Origin of the sequence: Salinispora fenicalii (assembly GCF_000514815.1) — a bacterium.
Taxonomy (GTDB): Bacteria; Actinomycetota; Actinomycetes; order Mycobacteriales; family Micromonosporaceae; genus Micromonospora; species Micromonospora fenicalii.
Genome location: NZ_AZWQ01000019.1, coordinates 90237 through 106819 on the forward strand (window position 1 = coordinate 90237; position 16583 = coordinate 106819).

A 16583-nucleotide genomic window follows, 5' to 3' on the forward strand; every position below is an offset into this window, starting at 1 on the left:
ACCGGCAGCCTGCCAGCACCCGTCCTCCAGATAGGAGGTCAGGTACCGGTGTGGAGTTTGCAGCTACAACTGGATCGGCAGGTTCGGGTCGGGCTCGGAGTGGGCTCGGTTTCCGCCCAGCTTTGGGGCCCCGCTAGGCCAAGCCCCTGGGATATCGTCAGGCGCAACCCCCGTCCGTCGATGTACGAAGCCCGGAGCCATGACGCGCACCCTTCTCGTCACCCCGGACCAGACCGGGCACGCCGGTGTCGCCGTGGTGCACCAGTCCGCTCCGGAGCTGCGGCGCTGTCGAACTCGAGACACCCGGGGCCCGGCTATCTCCTTTCCTCGTGGCTGCCATGGCACGGTGCAGGGGTGCACCACCGGGAACATCGCGCTACCGGCGATCGAACTCGCAGCCGGCGCCACTCCTACCATCGTGGGGGGTTCCGTCAGGCCGGAGCAGCTGGTCGTCGAACGCGTACGCAAGGCCCAGTCGCAGCGGTTGCGGCGTCTGGTCGGCGCCCCGGCCTCGACGAGCTGCGGACCGTGACGATGGCCGAGATCCGCGTTGCGATCGGAAACTTGGTGGCATCGGCCCAGCTGAGGAGGACATGAGGTGACTCATCCGGGTGCGGCACCGCCGGGTGAACCGGATTGGCAGCACCACCCGGAGACGGCCGCCCAGCCGGCCCGGCAGCTGCCGCCCGAGCAGCGGAGGGCAGCAGGGCAGCAGGCCGGCGCGCCGGTGCCCGCGCGGCCGGTGAGCCGGGCGAGCAGCGGGCCCGGTCATGCCTGGGCCGCGCAGCACGCGCAGGGTCGACAGGCGACCAACACCCCACGGGGAGCAGCGGCAACACCACCCAATATGGCAGCACAGCCGCACCCGGCGACGCCGGCCAGCATGGCAGCACCGCCGCACCCGGCGACGCCGGCCAACCGGGTGGCGCAGGCCAAGCGGCCCTCACCAACGCCCCGGGCGAGACAGTCAGCCGCCGTCGCGACGGCGGTGTCGCCGCCACAGGCTGCCTCTGCCTCGTCGGCCACCGTCGCTGCCGCAGCCGAGACACCAGCCACGCCCGACCGTCCGGCAGCCCGACGGGTACGCCCATACCGGCCTCCACTTCGAATCGGCGGGATCACCGTCTTCCAGTTGGTGGCGTGGCAGCTCGGGGTGGCGGCGGTGCTCGCCGCCACGCGACACAGCGTGGCGCTCACCGCCGGGATCGCCGTCGTGACGGTGCTGGTGCTCGCCCCGACAGCGATCCGGTTGCGTGGCCGCTGGCTGCACCAGTGGATTTCGGTCTGGTGGGGGTTCCGGAGGCGACGCCGGCAGCTGACCGCAGTCGACCCGGATCCGGCCCAACGCCTCCTGGCCCAGCTGGGGCGCGGCGTCGAACTGGAGGATGTCGAGGTCGACGACCAGCCGGCGGTGTTGCTGACCCACCCAGCTGGGCTGAGTGTCGTCTTCGACGTTGACCCCACCGAGGGTGCCCTGCTGATGAGTGCCCCGCAGGCTCTGCCCTCCCCCGCTGCGCTCCTGCCGCCGGCAGACGAAGAGGCGCCCCCGGTGGTGGTGCAGTTGCTGATCCAGGTGACCCCGGCACCGCGTGCTCGCCCGGGCGCGGCCGCAGCGGACCGGGCGTACCGCGAACTGACCAACGGGGACGTGCCGGCCACCCGGCAGGCGTGGGTGGTGCTCCGGACGGCGCGGACCCCCGACTTCCACGCCGACCGCGACCTGCTTCCGACGCTGACCGGGGTGATTCGACGGACCCGGCGGCTGCTGCGGCAGGAACGAGTGACAGCGCGGATGCTCAATCGGGACGAGGTGCTCGCCGCGGTCACCACCCTCACCCACTTGGCCGGTGTTACACCGGGCGGGGTCGGCGAGCAGCCACTCGCCCGCGAGTCCTGGCGGGCCTGGTCGACCGCGGGCGCCCGGCAGAGCTGCCACCGGCTGTTGGACTGGCCCAGCCAGCGGTGGGAGATCGACCCGCTGCTGCGGGGACTCCCCGCCGCTGGGGGCGTGGTGTCGATCGCCGCCAGCCGAGCGAACGGCGACGACCTCGCCATGGAGGCGGCCTTCCGGCTGTTGGGCAACGGACCGGAGGGTCTGGCCGCTGCCGACCGAGCCCTGCACGAGGCGATCCGCCGCCACGGCGGTCGGCTGCAACGACTCGACGGCGAGCACGCCCACGGGGTGGCCGCCACGTTACCGCTCGGAGGTTTCCTGCGGTGAAAAGTGTCGCGTTCCCGGACAGCCGGATGGGCTTGTACCGCGCCGACGCCGCATCCGTTGCTGGCCTGCGCCTGGTCGCCGGCGGCGGTGGCCTGGTGGTCGGTCGCAACCGGCAGCAGGAGCCGGTGGGGTTGCGCCTGTTCCGCGCCGAGCCGACTCGGCTGATGCTGACCGGCGGCGTTCGCAGCGCCCAGCTGATCGCTTTCCGCGCCATCGCGCTCGGCGCCCGGCTGTTCATCCAGACGGGCCGCGAGCGGGAGTGGGACGCCTTCCTGCGGCGCTGCGTCATCGGCCGGGAAGTCGCCTCGTTCCTGCCGCCCGGCATCCCGCCACCGGCCGCGGCCAACCCGACCGAACCGCAGCTCGTCGTTGTCGACACCGGCCCGGTCACCGGCCCCGACCCCGGGCTCAGTACGCCGTGGCGGGCCACCCTGGTGGTCCGCGACGACCTGGCCGGCTGGGACTCCAACGCCCTGGTACGCAGCGACATTGTGCTGCTCCAGCGGCTGACAGCGGCGGAGGCGGCGACGGCGGCGACCGCGCTCGGGCTGGTGAGTGTGCAGAGCTGGTTCACCCAGCTGCACCCGGAGATGGTCGGCCTGATCACCAGGGGCAAGGTGCAGTGGGTCATGCTGAGTATGACCCACACCGAGCGCCAGTTGATCGGTTCGGTGGCCCGCGACGCCGCCTGATTGCCGGTCGGCCACCTCATGGCCCTGGCGGCGGTGGGGCGCCGCGGCGACCTCGCCGTGCTGAGGTCGGCCGGCGGCATCCGGCGACAACTGCTCGGGGTCGCGGTCGGCGAGACCGGGCTACTGGTGTTCATCGGCTCGGTGCTGGGTCTGCTCGCCACCTCGGCACCCTGGCTCTGGCGACGGGCGCGAGTGCCTTCGTGTCCTGGCGCCAACTGCGTCGGCGGGGCAACTGAACGTGGCCCGCGACCGGTGCTCCGGTCGCGGGCCACGTCGTACGGGCGGTAACGGGCCATGTCGCACGGGACGGCGGTCGCGGGCCTCGTGCAGGGTGGTTCAGGCGTGTGGGGTGGGTCAGGCGTTCGCCCAGACCCGCGCCATCCACTCCTCCACCTCGTGGGAGGTGCGCGGCATCGCCGCGGAGAGATTTTCGCAGCCGTCCTCGGTCACCAGCACGTCGTCCTCGATCCGAACGCCGTTGCCCCGGAGCTCCGCCGGCACCCGCAGGTCGTCGGACTTGAAGTAGAGGCCCGGCTCGACGGTGAGGATCATGCCCGGCTGCAACTCGCTGTCCATGTACTTCTCGCGCAGCATCAGCTGGCAGTCGTGCACGTCCAAGCCCAGGTGGTGCGAGGTGCCGTGGACCATCCAGCGGCGGTGCCAGCCGCCCTTCTCCCGGTCCAGGGTCTGCTCCAGGGTGACGCCCTCGGGCAGCAGCCCCCACTCGTGCAGGATTCGGGCGATCACCGCGTTCGCCGCGGCGTGAATGTCGCTGAACTTGTTGCCCGGCTTCACCGCGGCCAGACCGGCCTGCTGCGCCTCGTACACGGCGTCGTAGATCCGGCGCTGCACCTCAGTGAAGCGGCCGGTGACCGGCAGGGTACGGGTGATGTCGGCGGTGAAGAGCGAGTCGATCTCGATCCCGCAGTCGATCAGGATCAGGTCGCCTTCGCGAACCTCGCCGGTGTTCTTCGTCCAGTGGATCGTGTTGGCGTGGTCACCGGAGGCGCAGATCGACTCGTAGCCGACGCCGTTGCCCTCGTGCCGGGAGTAGAGGCCGAAGACGCCCTCGACCCAGCGCTCGCCGCGGCCCTTGCGGACCGCCTCGGGCAGCGAGGCGATCATCGCGTCGAAGCCCTTGTGGGTGGCGGCGACGGCCTTGCGCATCTCGTCCACCTCCCACTCGTCCTTGATCAGGCGCATGGTGGAGAGGTGCCGGGCGAACTCCACGTCCGCCTCCTCCCGCTCCTGCTCCGAAGCGGTCGCGCTGGCCTGGGTGCGGACGCTCTCCACCAGCTCGGTGAGGCGCGAATCGACGTCCCGGACCACCCGCAGCCGGGCGGCGGCGGCGTCCTTGGCCAGGTCGTCGGCGAGTGAGTCGATGTGCCGCGCGGTGATGCCCAGCTCCGACTCCCGGTCGGCGATGCTCGGGCGCGGACCCACCCAGAACTCGCCGCGACGGGAGTCGGCGTAGAACTCCTCGCTGTCTCGCGGGGCCAGCGGCCGGAAGTAGAGGATGGCGTGGTGGCTACCGCCCGGCTTCGGGTCGAGCACCAGGACGCTGTCCGGGTCGGTGTGCGCGCCGAGGCCGGAGAGGTGGGCGAAGGCGGTGTGCGGCCGGAACGGGTAGTCGGTGTCGTTGCTGCGCACCTTCAGACCGCCGGCTGGGATGACGAGCCGCTCGCCGGGGAACTGCTGCGACAGCGCGGCCCGGCGCCGGGCGGCATGGTCGGCCACGGCGGCGCGAGGGGTGGGCTCCCGGTCGGGGTTGGCCCATCCGGAGCCGATGAATTCACGGAACTCGTTGCTGCTGGGAATGCCGCGGTGGCTGGCCTTCGCCTGCTTCTCGCTCGTCATGCCGACACATCCTGCCAGATCGGGTCATCGGTGACGACCCACGGTTTCCCGCACGTGGTAAGTGCTCGATGGGCTATGGCACCTTTCCAGGGGCCCGCGCCCGTCGGCGGTGCCGGCCTCTCGACACCGAATGGCCGCCTCGCGGCAGCGGACTAGCCGGCCTCCCGGCAGCGGACCAGGAAGGATCGCTCAAATACGATCACCGGCTCCCCAGTCGCTTTCGTACCCGTTGTCTCCACCGTCACGATCCCGTTGCCGGGACGGGAGCGCGACAGCCGCTTCTGCATGATGCGACTCGTCGCATAGAGGGTGTCCCCGACGAAAACGGGCTCCTTGAGCCGCACCTTGTCCCAACCCAGGTTGGCCACCGCGCGCGCGGAGAGCGCCTGCACAGTCATCCCGCCGATCAGGCAGAGGGTGATGCCGCTGTTGACCAGTACCTTGCCGTATTCGGCACCGGCGGCGTAGTGCTGATCGAAGTGCAGTGGATGCTGGTTCATCGTCAACAACGTCAACCAGGTGTTGTCGGACTCGGAGAGGGTGCGTCCGGGCCAATGCCGGATCACCATCCCGGGTTCGAAGTCCTCGTAGTCCCCACCGTGCTCTTCGATGTACTCGTTGTCGTTGACTCGGCGTAGCGTCATCTGCTGTCTCTCCGACATTTCGGGTGGATAGGGTCAGCGGCCGGCCGGGCGGTCAGAGCGGGCTGGGGACGGTCAGAGCGCCACCATGGCGTTGTCCGCCCCGGTGGCCGATCCCCGGGCGTTGACGATCCCGGCCGCGCCATCGGTGCGGTAGCGGCACCACAGCCCCGCCGGCCGACCGCCGAACAGCAGCGGCCCCAGCACCGGGGCGACGTCGGCGTCGTGGGGTTCGTCGGCGCCGTCTGCCAGCAGCGCCACCCGGCAGGTCTGGGGCGGGACGAACTCCTGCACGATGCTGGTGCCGTCGACCCCGGCCTCCACCGCCGTCTCCCACTCCGCGGCAGTCACCTCTGATCCGATCACCACCTGCTTGCCGCAGTCACCCAGCGCCTCCTTGAGCACCAGCCGCTCGCGGTTTCGCAGCACGTACGGCAGCAGGTCAACCTGCTTCCCCGCGCGTTCGGTCCGCCGCTCGGAGAGCACCCGGGTCCAGGGCAGGTACCGGTTGACCAGAGCCCGCTCGGCCGTGGTCATCCAGGGCCGCCCCTCCGAGAGCAGGCCCATGGTCAGCTTGCTGTGCAGGAAAGTGGAGGTCTGGGTACCTACCAGCAGGCAGCCGTGGTCCAGGGCCTCCTGCACCGCGGCCGTGGGGACGCCGGCGTCAACCCAGTCCGGGATGGTGAAGTTGCGCAGCCCGATCGGATAGCGCAGCCCCGGCGGGCAGTCCCACGCCTCGTGCAGCTCCTTCGGCTCGAAGAACCGGGTGGGCAGCCCCTGGCTGCGGTGATACTCGGCCTCAGCCTCGAAGTAGTAGCTGGTCACACCCGTGACCTGGGCACTGCCGACGATGGCCGCCCGGGGCGCCACCCCGAGCTCCGCGCTGAGCGAGCGGAACATCCCGGTGCGGACGGCGAACGGATCCGGCGAGTGGTACGGCAGGTGACCGTCCCTGTCGGCGTACAACCCACGCCACACGTCGAGGCGGCGCTGCGTCTCGACCACACCGCCGAGTGCGCCGCTGACGTTGAACTCCACGAAACGCAGCCCGTCCGGGCCGACAACCGCGTCCGGCCGGGCCACCCAGTCCGCGTACCGCTCGTCGAGGAGGGGGTCACCCAGCCAGAGCTGGTCCTCGCTGGCCGGCATGCGGTAAAACGCCAGCCGCTCCCGAGCGGTCGGCGCGGTCTCCAGGGCGGTCCGTCGCAGCAGCCCCACCAGGACACCGGCCACCCGGAAGAGCTCCGCGTACGAGGCGCGGGGGATGGTCATCGGCGCGGCCGGCAGCACCGGCTGGTAGGGCCAGCCGGTGCCCTGCAGCACCTCGCGCAGCCGGTGCCGGAGCGTCTCGGCCGGCGCGGCCGGCGCCAGCCGTTGATCCCCGAACCATGGGTGCCCCGCCGCGGCGACCGGTTCAACCTCGCTCATCCGGCGCCCCCACCGGTTGATGCGGCGCCACCGCGCCGCGCTGCGCTACCGCATCGTGCAACGCCACCGCGGCGGCGGTGTCCTCGATGGCCATACCCACGGTGCGCAGCACCGAGTTTCGGCCACCGAACTCGACCTGGCCGCCGATCAGGCGGCCCAACTCCCGCAGATCCTCGGCGACGAGCAGGCCAGCGGCGACGGCGGCCCGCACCTCGCCCGCACCATCCAGCGCGGCGGCCGGCTCCTCGACCATGGTCACCGCGTCGCCCAGCAGGGCCGGGTCCACCTCGATCGCGTCCGGGTGGGTACCGCCGACCACGTTCAGATGCGCCCCGCGCGCCACCCAGTCCGCCGCCACCACCGGCGTGCTGTCGCTGGTGGAGGTGGCCGTGCAGATGATCGGGGCGTCCGCGACGGCGGTCTTCGCACTGTCGCAGACCGTCACCCGGATCGGCGTCGTCGCCCGCACCTCGTCGGCGAGCTTCTCCGCACCGGCCCGGGTCCGCGAGAAGACCCGCAGGGTCTTGATCGGACGTACCGCCGCCACCGCCCGGATGAGAGCACGGGCCTGCACCCCGGCACCGATGACGGCGAGGTCGTCGGCGGCGGCCGCGGTGCAGAAGCGGGTGGCCAGGGCCGCCACCGCCCCGGTCCGTACGGCGGTCAGCTCGGCGCCGTCCAGCAGCGCGGTGATCCGCCCGGTCTCCAGGTCGGTAAGGGCGACGATCCCGTGGATCAGCGGCAGCCCCCGCCCAGGGTTCTCCGGGGTCAGCGTGGTGATCTTGACGCTGCCGACCCCACGCCGCTCCCAGACCGCCGGGCTTACCAGCAGCACCCGCTGCTCGCCGTGCTCCACCACCGTGCGGGCCGGGGAGCGGGTCCGGCCGGTGGCCAGGTCCACGAACATCTCGCCGAGTACGTCGATCACCTGGGTCATCCGGCGTGCGCCCGCCATGTCGGCGGCGGTGACCATCGCCGTCGCGGTCATCCGGCACCGCCGAACCGGGCTTCCCAGGCGTCCTGACGCGCCACGGTGGCATGGGCCATCCGGGCGAATGGCGGGCCTACCATGCTGCCGTCCAGGACGGCGATCCCGCCGTTGGCGCTGCCGACCGCCGAGACCACCCGGCGGGCCAGCCTCAGGTCTTTGTCCTGGGGACGCAGGGCCTGGTTGATGGTGGCCAGCTCGCTGGGGTGCACCGTCGCCTTGCCGTGGAAACCGAGGGCCCGCACCCGCATCGTCTCCTCCGCCAGCACGGCCGGCTCGGAGAGCCGGAAGTTGGCGGTGTCGATGCAGGCCGTGCCGTGCCGCGCGCAGGCCATCGCCATCGCCTGCCGGGCGGCGAGCATCGCCGCCCAGGTGATCTCGACGTTGAGCGTGGCCGCCAGGTCCGCCGACCCCAGCACCAGCCCGTCGGCCGCCTGGGCGATCGCGTCGATCTCAGTGACCGCCTCGACGGTCTCCACCGTCACGTAGATCTCCGGCTGGGCGCCGGCCGAGGCCAGGATCCGGCGTAGCAGGGTGACCTCGGCCGCGGAGGTGACCATGGTCATCACGACGATGCCGGGCCGCACCGAGCTCTCCGTCAGCAGCAGCAGGTCGTGCACGGCCTCGACGCTGCCCAGCTCGTTGATGCGGACGGCGACGTTGGCCGGCCGGGGGGCCTTGAACAACGCGTCTCGGCAGACCACCCGCGCGGCCGGCTTCTCCGCCGGCGGGACGGAGTCCTCCAGGTCGATCAGGTGCACGTCCGCGTCGTACGACCAGGCTTTCACGACTTGGTCCAGGGAGAGCGCCGGGGTGTAGAGGATGCTGCGCGGAATCGCGCGCGGCGGGGCGCTCACCGGGGGCCGGGCCCGTCGAACGGGGCGGCCGGACGCGCCCCGGCCCGCACCAGGACCGCACAGAGCCGCCGGATCTGCTCCTCGGTCTGCCCGGCGCGCAGCATCACCCGCAGCCCCGCGGTGCCCCGGGCGACGATCGGGAAGAACACCGGCGAGGTGTAGAAGCCGGCGGCGAAGACCTGCTGGGCGGCGTCAACGACGGTGTCGTCGCTCATCGGCACCAACCGGATCGGGTACGACTCGCCGGACTGCTCGGTGTCGAGCAGCGAGTCGAACAACGCGATGTTGGCGCGGAGCCGCCCCTGGAGCTGGTCCAGCTCCTCGGTGCGGTGAATCTCCGCGGAGGCGAGCGCGGCCCCGACGGCGGCCGCATTCATCTTCTGCGAGTAGCCCAGCGGGCCGGCGAAGCGTTCGACGAGCCGACGCGTCTCGTGCGGGTAGCCGTCGAGCAGGACGGCCGTACCGCCCGCGCCGAAGCCCTTGCTCAGCGTGGCGACGGTGATGGTGCGCTGGTCGAGGAGGGGCGCGTGGGTCCGCACGTAGCCGATACCCCGCTGCCCGTACGCCGACAGTGAGTGCGAGTCGTCGTAGAAGACCAGCATGTTGTACTTGTCCTGCAGGTCGGCGAGCTCCTTGACCGGCGCGTAGCCGCCGAGGCTGTCGGCGCCGTCGACCACGTAGCAGACCCGCTCGTAGGTGCGGCACATGTCTTCGAGGTAGTCGAGGTCGTGGTGCTTACAGGTGACCACCTCGGACTCGTCGGCGCAGCTCGGCTTGGCGTTGGCCAGCGACACGTGGGCGTTCTTGTCGAAGACCATCAGCGGCCGGGTGCCGTTGCCGAGGTGACCGGAGGCGATCAACGGCAGCAGGCCGGTGCTGGCCGCCGCGGTGGAGACCGCGCTGATCACCATCGCGCCGAAGAGTTCGCCAAGTGACTCCTCCAGCTCCAGCAGCACCGGCGTCTGCACTCGGGTGCGCGGGATGCAGTGGTCCAGCACGTTGAACCGGCGTAGCGCCGCGACCGCGCCGTCGATGACCTTCGGGTGGGTGTCAAGATCCAGATAGGAGCAGACGGTGAAGTTCACGAACTGGTGGCCGTCGGCCATGGTGAACACGCCGTCGGCGAGGTCGCCGACGATGCCGGCCACCCCGTTCGCCTCGGACATGTTCCAGAAGGCGTTGCCGATGCCGATGAGCTTGTCGTTGTTGCGGTAGCGGTGCGTGGGGGTGATGGTCTTGCGATCGGTCACGAGTTCACCTCGGTGGGCTGGTAGCTGTAGACACCCTTGACCCGCCGGTAGGCGTACGTGTAGAGGGCGACGCCCAGCACATGTGGCCGGCGCAGAATCTTCTTCGACTTCAACCAGAAGTTGACATTGATGTTGACCGGATCGAGGGATTCGGCCTGGTGCCACCAGCCGAGCGGCAGGTAGAGCATGTGGCCGGGTTCGAGGACGAAGTCGCGGCGCTGGGCGAGCTTCGGCGCGATTCTCGGGTAGCGCCCCAGGTCGACGTTGTCGAGGTCGAACACCTGGGACTTGTCCCCGAATCCGCGCAGCACCGACCGGGGGTAGTAGTCGCGGGACCCGGGCGGCGCGATGATGAACCGCTTGCGGCCCTCCAGCGCGATGTTGAAGTTCTCGAACTCGTCGAAGTGGTTCTTGGTGAAGACGCCGCGGTGGCTGATCCAGAGGTTGGCCGCGTACAACGAGCTGCCGTAGCCGAAGAACCCCTCGGCGTCGAAGCCGACCACGGCGTTGACGTCGGCCGGGCTGTTCCGGATGTTCGACACCACCCGGTGCCAGGTGTCGGACTCGGTCAGATGGCGTTCGTCGGCGAAGAAGTCCCGCAGGGTGATGTCCCGGGTCTCCCAGCGCCCGGGGTGGTGTTTGTCGCCCGGTTCGGTGAACAGGGTGACGGTCATGTCGGCCAGCCGGGCCGCCACCCCCTCGCGCCCGAGCCCGCGCACGCTCTCCGGCAGTGAGATCACCGTCGGCACATCGGCCTTGAAGAGGCCACCGGGGCCGAGCGCCTGGAACTCCTCGAACGTCATGCGGGCGACTGGTACGCCAGCTCCCTGCGGAACCGTCACGATCCGTCCTCCGTCTTCTACCACCGGGAGCCCTAACGGATTTACCGCAGGAGCGTCCCAAAGCGACGCATTCAGGACACCCTACCGAGCAGCATGTGCATTGTGAACGTTTGTAATCAGTCCACTTCAGATAGTAGCCGAACTAAGTAGCAGACGGCGACCGACGGCAGAACCACAGCACGCGTAGCCGGCGAGGCCGAGCGCGAGCACTCCGCCGGCAGCCACCCATGAGGCGGCAGCGGTGGAGGGCTGCACCGGCCAGGCCCACAGCGCCACGAACACACCGGCGTCCCGGGGCGCGGCGACGTAGACCACGCACCCGTAGCCGAAGGCCGGCAGCCAGGCCAACCGCGCGCCCAGCAACGCCGTGGCGCCGGCGACCAGACCGATCCAGCCGAGCGTGTTCCGGGCCAGCGCCTGGGCGCCGAACGTCTCGGGGGCGCGCAGCCCCGTCAGGACGAGCGCCGTTGCCACGGCGAGCACGGCGAGGAGAACATGTCCGGTCCGCCAGGCTGGCCAGCGCAGCGGAGTGCCGCGTTCGAACTCCTCGTCGGCTCCGGCCAGGGTCGACCTGAGCAGCACCGCGGCCCGAATGACAGGGCCGCACCGACCAACGCCCGCACCCGTTGCCACCCCGTCGCGGGCCGTACCCGCCCCGGCGTCGACAACCGATCGTCCAACGCCAGCGCGACGCTCGTGACCGCTCGCTGCACCGCCTCACTCGGCAGAAGGCTCGCCCGGCAGGCGTCGCAGCCGTCGAGATGCGCCTCCACCGACTCGGCGTCCCCGTCGGTCAGCCGTTCCTCGGCGTACGCCGCCAGCACCTGCGCACTCACATGCTCGCCGGTCATGACAGGGCCGCCCGTAGCTGCTGCCGGGCGCGCATCGCCCGGGACTTCACCGTGCCTTCCGGCACCCCAGCAACGTCGCCGTCTCCCGAACGGTCCGGCCGTCCAGCACCGTCGCCTGCAGCGTCCACCATGAAAGGTTAGGACGCAGAACTGCCCAGGACGGTTCGCTGACCGGCGCCTATAGTGATGCGACGCGTTGGCCCACCTGACCCGTCCCGTCTTTCACGTCCCGCGGGGGTACTTACCGTGAACGATTTCCGGCAGCCACCAATCACCCTGGACCGGGTGACGACCGGCCGGGGTGAGCTGGTGCTCCGCGAGGCGAACGGCCGCTACGAGGTCATCAGCAACGGCGTCTTCCTGATGGACACCTCAGATGGCCGGTCCGAGCGGCTACTGGTTGACGCGGCGATGAGCAGGTGCACGGCATCGGCACCCCGGCTGCTCATCGGCGGGCTCGGCGTCGGGTTCTCGCTGCTACGCGCGATCGAGCACACGCAACTGGCCGCCGTCGACGTGGTCGAGATCGAGGCCACCGTGATCGGCTGGCACGTCCGCCACCTGCACCACCTCACCGGCGCCGCGCAGGCCGACCCCCGGGTACGGATCATCGAAGCGGACATCCTCGCCTGGCTGGCCGAGACCGACGACCAGTACGACGCCATCTGCCTGGACACCGACAACGGTCCGAACTGGCTGGTCTTCGAGGCCAACGCCGAGTTGTACGCCCACCGCGGGCTGGACCTGGTGGCCGGCCGGCTCCGACCGGGGGGTGTCCTGGCGATCTGGAGCGCGAGCCGGGACGAGGCCTTCGAGCGGCGGCTCCGGGAGCGCTTCGGTGACCTGGAGCTGCTGGAGACGCCGACCGATGCGGGCGCACCGGACGTGGTCTACCTGGTCCGGGCTACCGCGGCGGCGTGGGGGGCGGCAGATCCGGCCGCCGTCCTTGCCCACCTCGCCGACGAGCTGGGTGGGCAAGGACGGCCCGGAAGCTAGGCTGGCTTCACCTTCAGCCCGGCCAGCGCCTTTGCCAGCGCCGCCTCGGCCTTGGTCAGCTTCGCGTCGCTCGCCGCCGCGTCGGCCAGGGTGGCCTTGGCCGCATCGAGGGCGTGGGTCAGCGCCGCCCAGGTTTTCTTGGTGTACCGGTCCTCGTCGAGCGAGTCCGCCTGCTCGACGGTGTTCTCGAGCGTCAGCCGGGCCCGCGGGACCAGCTGCTCGTACGCCAGCCGTAGCGCCCGGGCCTGTGCGTCCACCTCGGCCTGGGTGGCGGTTCCGGAGCCGGCGACCGCGCGGGCCGCATCCAGCTCCCGTCGGAACACTCCGAAGTCGATGCTCCCGTACCGGTCCTCGCTGTCGACGTACTTCTCCGCCGCGGTGATGGCGGCGTCGAGCGCCGTGGTGTCCACCGGCCCGTCTCCCGGGTCGTCGGGCTGCGGACCGAACTGGAACCAGTCGAAATTCGACACCCAGTCCTGCCCGTCCGGGGCGTGGAAGACGAAGGTCACGTCCCGGGCCTGCACCAGCGCCTCGGGATCAGTGATCTCCGCCTGGGTGGTGGCCCAGTTGCCCCAGCTGCCGGTGCCGGGCAACACCGCCTCACCCACGACCGGGCCGTCCGGTGTGCCCGCGCGCACCTGCAGGGAGCTCGGCGCGCCGTCGGGCGAGTACTTGCTCGCGTAGCGAATCGCCAGCGTCGTCGGTGCGACATCGAAGGCGAGATTCTTGTACTGAATCCACGCCCCGTCCCGCACCCCACCGAGGTTGCCGCTGCCGGAGTTCGCCTCGTTCTTCAGGTCACCGCCCGACCACTCGTCGGACTGCTCCCCCTCCAGTACGCGCTGGCCGCCCTCGTCGATGGCCAACGCGGCGATCATGCCGGTCAGCGACTCGCCGGCGCTGCGCAACGTCGCCGTGCTGGCGGAGGTGTCGGCGAGCGCCGCCTGGGCCCGCCGCACCGCGGCGTCGAAGACCCGGTAGGTGGCGTAGGAGTAGTTTCCCTGACGGACCAGGACCGCCTCGGCAACGAGCTCCTGCAGCTTCTGGCGCTCCGCCGCGGCCACCGAGATCGCCAGCGGAGTACGCGACGACAGCCCGTCACCGGTGACCTGAGCGGCGGAGACGCCGCGGGCGAAGGCCGAGTCGGTGAAGGTGAGGAAGAACCGGGCACTGGTCGTGGTCGAGCCGGTCAGCGCCACCCGGGCTTTCTTCGCGTTGACGACCTTGACCTTCGCCGAGACGCCGGCCGGCAGTCCGTGGATCGAGGCCGCGCCCGTCTTCAGGTAGTCCGTGCCGGGCCGGCCGGCGAACCGGGCACCCCCCTCCAGCGCGAGCTTGATCGAGCCGTCCAGGTCACCATTGGCGCGAGCGGCGATCGTCGTGGCCGACGCGCGCACGGTGTAGTCACTCGGAGCGCCGCCGTCGTTGTCGCCCGCGGTGCTCATCGAGTACGCCGGCTCGCTGTCGGCACCCCAGTCGGAGGGGGTGGCCCCCATCCGTACGTCGAGGGCACCGCCCTGGACGAGGGTGTGGTGGTCGAGCCAGGTGTTGCCGAAGTTTGCCCCGTTCAACGAGGCGGACTGGAGGTAGTAGTTGTCGGCGGAGACGCCGTCGGCGGAGATGGTGAAGGTACGCCCGTCCGCGTACGAGATGGTCGTGCGGTCGAAGAACGGCGAGCCGAGCTGGTACTGGGACGAACCCGAGGTCACCGGGAAGAGGCCGATGGCCGCGGCGACGAACATCGTCGACATCGTGCCGGCGTCGTTGTCCATGGTGGGCAGGAAGCCACGCGGGTCAAGCTGGTAGACCTTGGTCTTGATCGGTGGGCGGAACTCGCCGTCGCTACTCGGATAGTCGGCGGTGCTGCTGGAGGCGAGGTAGCGGTTCCAGCTCTCCTTCGTGTAGATCGTGCGCACCCACTTCTGGGTCAGGCTCGGAAGTCCCACGTAGTTGAAGAGGTAGGGCGCCTGCAGGTCGACCTCGTTCGCGTTGGAGTGCAGCATGCCGAGGCCGTTGTCCGGGTCGTCCTCGCCGAGGAAGTGCACGGCCCCGCGTTGCCCCGCCGCCGGCCCGCCCATCGCCGCGACGACGCCAGCCAGGTCGTAGACCGGGTACCAGGTGTACTGCCAGAGCGTGCCCTGGTAGAGGTTCGCCGCACCGAGCCGCTCGTAGTCGGCCTCGATCCAGTCGCCCTCCTCCTCGCGCGGAGTGAGTAGTCCGACCTGGGTGCCGTCCGCCGCCGTCCAGGCATCCGGCTTGTACAGGTTCGCCATCGGCAGCGCGGCCGCTTCGCGCAGCTGCTTCGCCTCGTCACCGTGGCCGAGCGCGTCGGCGATGATCGCCAGCGCCCACTGGTCGTATCCGCGCTGCACCGAGTCGCCGGGGCGGTCTCCCGGGTGCCCCTGGCCCAGCTGGTCGCCGTCGGAGAAGCCGACGTACTCCTTCAACGCCGGGTACGCCTCGTCGAGCCGTTCGAAGCCGGTGAAGCCCTTCGAGATGGCGTCGGCGACGATGACCGCAGAGCGCTCCCACCGTACGGTCGGCACCGAGTGGGTGAGCCCGCCGATGCTCTTGCCGGTGCTCGCCGCGTCGGCGAAGAGGTAGCTGAGCGACTGGATCATGTCGCGGTACAGCTCGGGGTCGAGGTACGCCAGCACGGAGTACTTGCGGAAGTCGTCCCAGGACGCCCATCCGTCGTAGTAGGTGAAGTCGTCCACCTGATGCACCACGCCGTCCACGCCCCGGTAGGTGCCCGATGTGCTCGTCGCGTTCACCGGAAGCGCGAACATGCGGTAGAGGTGGGTGTAGAAGAGGCGACTCAGGGTGCCGTCCGGGTCGGCCGCCGCCGAGGCGGAAATGTCGACCCGGCCGAGACGCTCGTTCCAGACCGCCTTCGTACGCGCGCGTACCTCGTCGAAGGTCCGGCCGCCGACCTCGGCGACCTGGTCGATCCGCGCCTGTTCCACGCTGATCGGTGACAGCGTGATGCGCAGGCCGATCTCGCCCGCGTCCTCGGGCGCGAAGGCGAGGATGGCGCCGGTGTCGATGCCCTGCCGGGACGCGGCGTCGCCGAACTCGTCCGCGGCCCAGGTCGTGACCGAAGTGACCGGCTGCTCGGTCTCGGCGTAGTAGTGCAGGGCGTAGGAGGCGCCGTAGAAGCTGCCCCGGAGCTCACCGGTGAGCGCGACCCGACCGTCGTCGAGCTGCGCGATGTCCACTGCCGAACCGGTCCGATTCGTGAAGTTGTGGTGCAGGTCGACAACGAGTTGCGGGGTGGCTCCGTCCGGGAAGGCGTAACGGTGCAGTGCGGTACGCGTCGTCGCGGTCACCTCAGCGTTGATCTCACCCGGGCCGTTCTCCACGGCGCCGTCCGGGCCCGAGATCTCGCCGAGGCGCACCTGGTAGTACCCGGGTGCGGCCGTCTCGGCCTCGTGCGTGAACGGGTGCGCATACGATTCGGTCGATGGCCGGGCGTCGTACTCGACCTGGGTCGGCACGACGAGGATGTCGCCACCGCCACCGGAGCCGCCAACCCCGTCGAGGTTCGTCTGGGTGAATCCGGCGATATGGGTCTGGTCGTAGTCGTAGCCCGCGTGGTTGCGCTCCGGCATGGTCAGCGGGCTGACCTTCGCCAACCCGTTCGGCGCCTGGGCCCCGGGCAGGTCGTTGCCGTAGTCACCGGCGGTGGACACGAACGGGTTGACGAACGACGTGTAGTCAACCGATACGCCCTCGGCCGGGGTGGCCGCCGCTGGCGCGGCGACCACCCCGGCGGACGCCATGGCCACGACCGCGGTGATTGCAGTGGTGCGCCAGCGGTTGCGCCCGCGGTTGGCCCGCCGCCTCGGCGCGGTGGAGATTCCACCCCGGGGGTCGGGTGACAGTGGTGGCACAGCAGAGCTCCCAACGACGACAACGTTGTCGGCGCTATCTTGCCGGCCCCAGGTGTTGATCCGGTTA

Annotated in this window: 13 protein-coding genes and 2 pseudogenes; 5 read left to right on the forward strand and 10 right to left on the reverse strand. The window is 70.6% G+C overall.

Features of this window, described 5'->3' with window-relative positions:
* Positions 1–199 precede the first annotated feature (199 nt).
* The 4 genes from B116_RS0109505 (at position 200) to B116_RS24945 (ending at position 3201) form a co-directional block, all read left to right on the forward strand.
* Positions 200–532, forward strand: coding sequence for a hypothetical protein (locus B116_RS0109505; RefSeq protein WP_027659934.1), 333 nt, complete (start codon positions 200–202; stop codon positions 530–532).
* A 66-nt stretch (positions 533–598) separates the two neighbouring features.
* On the forward strand, positions 599–2221 hold the full coding sequence (gene eccE / locus B116_RS0109510) for a type VII secretion protein EccE (RefSeq protein WP_155255740.1): 1623 nt from the start codon (positions 599–601) through the stop codon (positions 2219–2221).
* Positions 2218–2913, forward strand: coding sequence for a hypothetical protein (locus B116_RS27430; protein WP_027659936.1), 696 nt, complete (start codon positions 2218–2220; stop codon positions 2911–2913). Before eccE ends, B116_RS27430 begins: the two co-directional genes overlap by 4 nt.
* Positions 2914–3201, forward strand: coding sequence for an ABC transporter permease (locus tag B116_RS24945; RefSeq protein WP_050591851.1), 288 nt, complete (start codon positions 2914–2916; stop codon positions 3199–3201).
* Positions 3202–3267: 66 nt separating this feature from the next.
* Here B116_RS24945 and B116_RS0109525 read toward each other — a convergent pair whose 3' ends face one another.
* The 9 genes and pseudogenes from B116_RS0109525 to B116_RS27435 form a co-directional block, all read right to left on the reverse strand.
* Positions 3268–4770, reverse strand: coding sequence for an aminopeptidase P family protein (locus B116_RS0109525; protein WP_027659938.1), 1503 nt, complete (start codon positions 4768–4770; stop codon positions 3268–3270).
* Between the two features lie 152 nt (positions 4771–4922).
* Positions 4923–5414 carry a MaoC family dehydratase gene (locus tag B116_RS0109530; protein WP_027659939.1) on the reverse strand — a complete coding sequence of 164 codons (492 nt, stop codon included), beginning with the start codon at positions 5412–5414 and terminating at the stop codon, positions 4923–4925.
* A gap of 72 nt (positions 5415–5486) precedes the next feature.
* Complete coding sequence (locus B116_RS0109535) at positions 5487–6839, reverse strand: hypothetical protein (RefSeq protein WP_027659940.1); 1353 nt, start codon at positions 6837–6839, stop codon at positions 5487–5489.
* Positions 6826–7827, reverse strand: a complete 1002-nt coding sequence (locus B116_RS24950; protein WP_050591852.1) for an ornithine cyclodeaminase family protein — start codon at positions 7825–7827, stop codon at positions 6826–6828. The genes B116_RS0109535 and B116_RS24950 overlap by 14 nt, the downstream gene beginning before the upstream one ends.
* Positions 7824–8684 carry an HpcH/HpaI aldolase/citrate lyase family protein gene (locus tag B116_RS0109545; protein WP_027659941.1) on the reverse strand — a complete coding sequence of 287 codons (861 nt, stop codon included), beginning with the start codon at positions 8682–8684 and terminating at the stop codon, positions 7824–7826. The genes B116_RS24950 and B116_RS0109545 overlap by 4 nt, the downstream gene beginning before the upstream one ends.
* The gene (locus B116_RS0109550) at positions 8681–9934 is read right to left on the reverse strand and encodes an 8-amino-7-oxononanoate synthase family protein (RefSeq protein ID WP_027659942.1); all 1254 of its coding nucleotides are present in this window, start codon (positions 9932–9934) and stop codon (positions 8681–8683) included. The genes B116_RS0109545 and B116_RS0109550 overlap by 4 nt, the downstream gene beginning before the upstream one ends.
* Positions 9931–10737: a cupin-like domain-containing protein gene (locus B116_RS0109555; protein WP_027659943.1), complete on the reverse strand. Its 807-nt coding sequence runs from the start codon at positions 10735–10737 to the stop codon at positions 9931–9933. The genes B116_RS0109550 and B116_RS0109555 overlap by 4 nt, the downstream gene beginning before the upstream one ends.
* Positions 10738–10902: 165 nt before the next feature.
* A pseudogene (locus tag B116_RS24955) lies at positions 10903–11627 on the reverse strand (zf-HC2 domain-containing protein).
* Positions 11624–11775: pseudogene (locus tag B116_RS27435) on the reverse strand (RNA polymerase sigma factor); the annotation flags it as partial. The pseudogenes B116_RS24955 and B116_RS27435, both read right to left, overlap by 4 nt.
* 98 nt (positions 11776–11873) lie before the next feature.
* Between B116_RS27435 and B116_RS0109565 the strand changes: the two are divergent.
* Positions 11874–12623, forward strand: a complete 750-nt coding sequence (locus B116_RS0109565) for a spermine/spermidine synthase domain-containing protein (protein WP_027659944.1) — start codon at positions 11874–11876, stop codon at positions 12621–12623.
* Here B116_RS0109565 and B116_RS0109570 read toward each other — a convergent pair.
* Complete coding sequence (locus tag B116_RS0109570) at positions 12620–16516, reverse strand: glycoside hydrolase domain-containing protein (RefSeq protein ID WP_027659945.1); 3897 nt, start codon at positions 16514–16516, stop codon at positions 12620–12622. The two genes, B116_RS0109565 and B116_RS0109570, sit on opposite strands and share 4 nt — an antisense overlap.
* Positions 16517–16583 lie beyond the last annotated feature (67 nt).

Coding starts and splice junctions, on each gene's coding strand:
- B116_RS0109505 (WP_027659934.1), top strand. CDS start 200: ATGACGCGCACCCTTCTCGTCACCCCGGACCAGACCGGGCACGCCGGT.
- B116_RS0109525 (WP_027659938.1), bottom strand. CDS start 4,770: ATGACGAGCGAGAAGCAGGCGAAGGCCAGCCACCGCGGCATTCCCAGC.
- B116_RS0109530 (WP_027659939.1), bottom strand. CDS start 5,414: ATGACGCTACGCCGAGTCAACGACAACGAGTACATCGAAGAGCACGGT.
- B116_RS0109535 (WP_027659940.1), bottom strand. CDS start 6,839: ATGAGCGAGGTTGAACCGGTCGCCGCGGCGGGGCACCCATGGTTCGGG.
- B116_RS24950 (WP_050591852.1), bottom strand. CDS start 7,827: ATGACCGCGACGGCGATGGTCACCGCCGCCGACATGGCGGGCGCACGC.
- B116_RS0109555 (WP_027659943.1), bottom strand. CDS start 10,737: ATGACGTTCGAGGAGTTCCAGGCGCTCGGCCCCGGTGGCCTCTTCAAG.